Origin of the sequence: Fictibacillus sp. WQ 8-8, assembly GCF_024494405.1 — a bacterium.
GTDB lineage: Bacteria > Bacillota > Bacilli > Bacillales > Fictibacillaceae > Fictibacillus_C > Fictibacillus_C marinisediminis.
In genome coordinates this window covers 1-3,503 of sequence record NZ_JAMXKG010000037.1, presented here as the reverse complement: position 1 = coordinate 3,503, position 3,503 = coordinate 1, and the positions used below count along the sequence as shown (strand labels likewise).

Annotated in this window: 2 protein-coding genes and 1 pseudogene; 2 read left to right on the top strand and 1 reads right to left on the bottom strand. The window is 38.5% G+C overall.

Annotated features, from left to right (window positions below; all coding sequences use genetic code 11):
• Positions 1 to 100: 100 nt before the first annotated feature.
• Both M1K46_RS25420 and M1K46_RS25415 read left to right on the top strand, forming a co-directional pair.
• Positions 101 to 588: pseudogene (locus M1K46_RS25420) on the top strand (IS3 family transposase); the annotation flags it as partial.
• An 839-nt stretch (positions 589 to 1,427) separates the two neighbouring features.
• Positions 1,428 to 1,838: a phospholipase D-like domain-containing protein gene (locus tag M1K46_RS25415; protein WP_256228227.1), complete on the top strand. Its 411-nt coding sequence runs from the start codon at positions 1,428 to 1,430 to the stop codon at positions 1,836 to 1,838.
• Between the two features lie 854 nt (positions 1,839 to 2,692).
• Here the strand turns inward: M1K46_RS25415 and map are convergent.
• Positions 2,693 to 3,439, bottom strand: a complete 747-nt coding sequence (gene map / locus M1K46_RS25410; protein WP_256228226.1) for a type I methionyl aminopeptidase — start codon at positions 3,437 to 3,439, stop codon at positions 2,693 to 2,695.
• Between the last annotated feature and the right edge of the window lie 64 nt (positions 3,440 to 3,503).

The window sequence follows — 3,503 nt, the reverse complement described above, 5'->3', positions numbered from 1 at the left end:
TTCTATTTAATTTCTAAGGATAATCTTGTTGAATAACTTTATATTTAAATTTCAACATAAATTGTAAGGAACCTTGTTAAAATATTGAAATTGGTCAAGAGTAACGGAGTTCCACTTGTTTGGTGAAAAGCTTTATTTGTCACCAATCTTGATCTCTTTAACGGTGAAATTATTGCCTACAATATTGAAAAACGACCTGTCTTTCCTCTCGTTATGAAGATGTTAGATCAAGCATTTCAACGATTAAATGATGGTGACTCACCAATAATATTCGGATCAAGGGTGGCACTATCAAATGGAAAGGTATCAACACTTACTAAAAGAGCATCAAATTACGCAAAGCATGTCCCGAAAGGGAAATTGCTTAGATAATGCAGTTATAGAGAACTTCTTTGGTTTATTAAAGTCTGAATTACTTTATCTGCAAAGTTTGAGAGTATGGAACATTTTAAAATAGAATTAGAAATGTATATTCACTATTACAACCACAAACGAATTAAACTCAATCATTGGAAGCTGCTTAAAAATATATGTCTAACTTTTTGGGTTCACTTGAAGAGGAAAGTGCTTTTTTTGTCTGCAGCTTGATTGTTTCAAACCAAATCCACCCAGCCACGGTCAACCAAAAAAGACACCTTCTAGGTGCCTATTCTTTAATTCAATTATTGGCCCATAAATACAGTTGAACCTCTCATCTCGATTCTGATTAATTGGCGTTTTCATACTGTTTCATATTGTTTTAAAAACTTTGTTAAATCAACGTTTTTGTTTTTGTGCTTTCATATCGTTTTAAGGTTTTTCAAGTTCAATCGGCACAAATCCGGCACGAAATCGGCACGTCGATGTATCTCTGTGCTTTGTTGTAAAAAACCTTTATTTATTTTATGGCTGTTGCTGTGGTTCCCAAGAATGAACTTGTGCGGAACACATTTCACCCTTTTTTCTCTTTTCAAAATTTGCATAATATGCCGTAATATCAGCAGATTACTTTTTTGGTTAATAGGATTATTTTCTATCTATTCTAAAAAAATAGAAGCCCTCTTGTAAAAAAGGGGCCGGGCTTCCTTATCATTTACTAAGCTCTCCTTCGACAAAGGTTCGCCCACCCAAAGCTCACTTTCGCCTACTCACATTCAGTTTCCGCCCACCAGCACAAAAAGGCTGACTCTTTTCCAGGGTCAGCTTACCTTTTTTATATTTATAGTCTCTTAGCCAGTGCCAATACCCCGCACAGCCCGGGATTATCGCCACAGCTCAGGCGGAACAATATAATCCCATTGGAACATGGCTGCGCCGGAACGGTTAAAGTAGAGGACACAACAAGATCAAGATAAGAAAAAAAGCGGTCCGAAATCGCAGACAACACCCTACCTGGCAAGGCAGCTCTTTGTACAGGGGCGGCACAATGGAATATTGAGTTAGGCACCATGGATGGTACCGTCGTTGATGTCGTCCCGAGCACAAAGAAGTTGCACAAAGCGTATATGCATACGATGGAAGGTAATCCTGGAATTCTTACTCCAGTCGTCCGGGAGGCCTACTTCATTTTAGTGACACAAGCGTCCAAGAACATTGATATCACCACGCCTTACTTTGTACCCGATGCAGATATAATCGTGGCGATAAAGACAGCTGTGGCCCGTGGTGTCCGTGTAAGATTACTGGTTCCTCAGCGCGCGGATCAAAAAATCGTGTCCCTTGCAAGCCCAACCTTTTACAGCAAACTGTTGGAAGCCGGGGTTCAAATCTATCTCTATAATAAAGGGTTATTGCACGCGAAAGTTATGATCATCGATGGGGAGATTCCTGATGTTGGCGTCGCGTGCTGTTGGGATTGATGACGCAGGAAGAGCCGAACCCAGGTTTCATGGAACATTCAAAATAAACCAGTGGCAGCTCAAGTAATTGGAATCTGAACATCCAGTTAATGTCAGTTATTTCATCGCCTGTATAATCATTTGTTTTCATATCATTCGCTACATTTCCATTTTCATCATAGCCTTCTGGTCTATCTGATTGATAAATTACTAAATCGGATAAATCAGAGTACAACCGTCTCGAATCCTCATTATCAAACTTTCCATCTCCGTCACTATTTTTCATGTTAGGATTTGAGTAGATTATACCGTATGGTGTTTTCATTCTTCATAGGTATCGTATAAGCCATCCCCATCTGAATCTTTTGGATCTATCTCTCCACCAGTTCTCGTTGCAATATTGCGAAGCAGCGTTTCATTTATACCTTGCGTCCTTGAGTAGTCTATTTCCCTACTCCAAACCTCCAACCATTTTGTCTTATCAACAACCATATATTCACTAAGCTAGTAGTTTCCACACTTATTGTATTCTTACTTGTATCTAACACAGCGTTAATGTATTTGGCAATTAAAAAATGCTGTTAATGGCAGTATCTTTTATGAATGTAAAAAAAGCCAAAATACGCAAGTAGTGATTAAAAACTTGCATATTTTAGGCTCTTTAATTTTATTCCTTATTGTGTTAAAGCTCACCGTTACTTTAAGTACATTCCTTCACAAAGTCAGGAAAAATAGATGTTTTTTGAATGCGTAGTATCGTTGTACTACGCGATAAATGATCTGTTGCTTTTTTGTCCTATTAACACCCAAACAAAAGGCGCGTTATAAGATAACGCACCTTTTTAAGGAAGAAATCTATCAACTGAAAATAATCACTAAGCAATCGTTGTAATGATCGGTTGATCTCTTGTAATAATTATTGTGTGCTCGTACTGTGCACAAAAACCCTTATTAGGTAGCCTTACAGTCCATCCATCCGGACTTTCAATGACATATTCTGCACCAGTTGACAAGAAAGGCTCAATAGTAATAACAGTACCTTCCTCCAACACACGTTTATCATCCTTGCTATAAAAGGGTAAAATTTCTACAGGTGCTTCGTGCAGGGATTTTCCAATGCCATGACTGCACAGATTCATGATGACCTTATAGCCGCTTTTTCGGGCTTCCCTTTGAATAATTCTCCCGATTTCATTCACTTTTACACCAGCTTTAAGAGAAGAGATCACCTTCATCATAGTGTTGTGTGTATGTTGGCAAAGGCGCGTCACAGAAGGGTTGTATAGAGGCATTTTAAAAGAGTGTCCTGCATCAGCAAAATAACCTCCGAGTTCAGCAGAAACATCAATATTGATTAAGTCACCTCCATGAATCTTCCGATCTCCCGGTATTCCGTGAGCAACTTCTTGGTTAATACTAATGCATGTATTGCCGGGAAAGTTATAAGTCAAATTGGGTGCAGAAACCGCCCCATACTTTCTTAATAACCGTCCCCCAATATCATCTAATTCCTGGGTTGTCATGCCGACACGTGTCTGACGTTTCATTTCACTTATTGTCAACGCAACGATCTTTCCAATTTCTTTGAGACCGTTAATATCATCAATACCTTCAACTGTCATCTTCAGCACCCTCCATTTTTTAATATTTATATTTTTTCTTTTTTCCTATTTCCATATTTGCCTC

Excerpts from the sequence above, each read along its gene's own strand:
- M1K46_RS25415 (WP_256228227.1), top strand. The coding sequence starts at position 1,428 with ATGGATGGTACCGTCGTTGATGTCGTCCCGAGCACAAAGAAGTTGCAC.
- map (WP_256228226.1), bottom strand. The coding sequence starts at position 3,439 with ATGACAGTTGAAGGTATTGATGATATTAACGGTCTCAAAGAAATTGGA.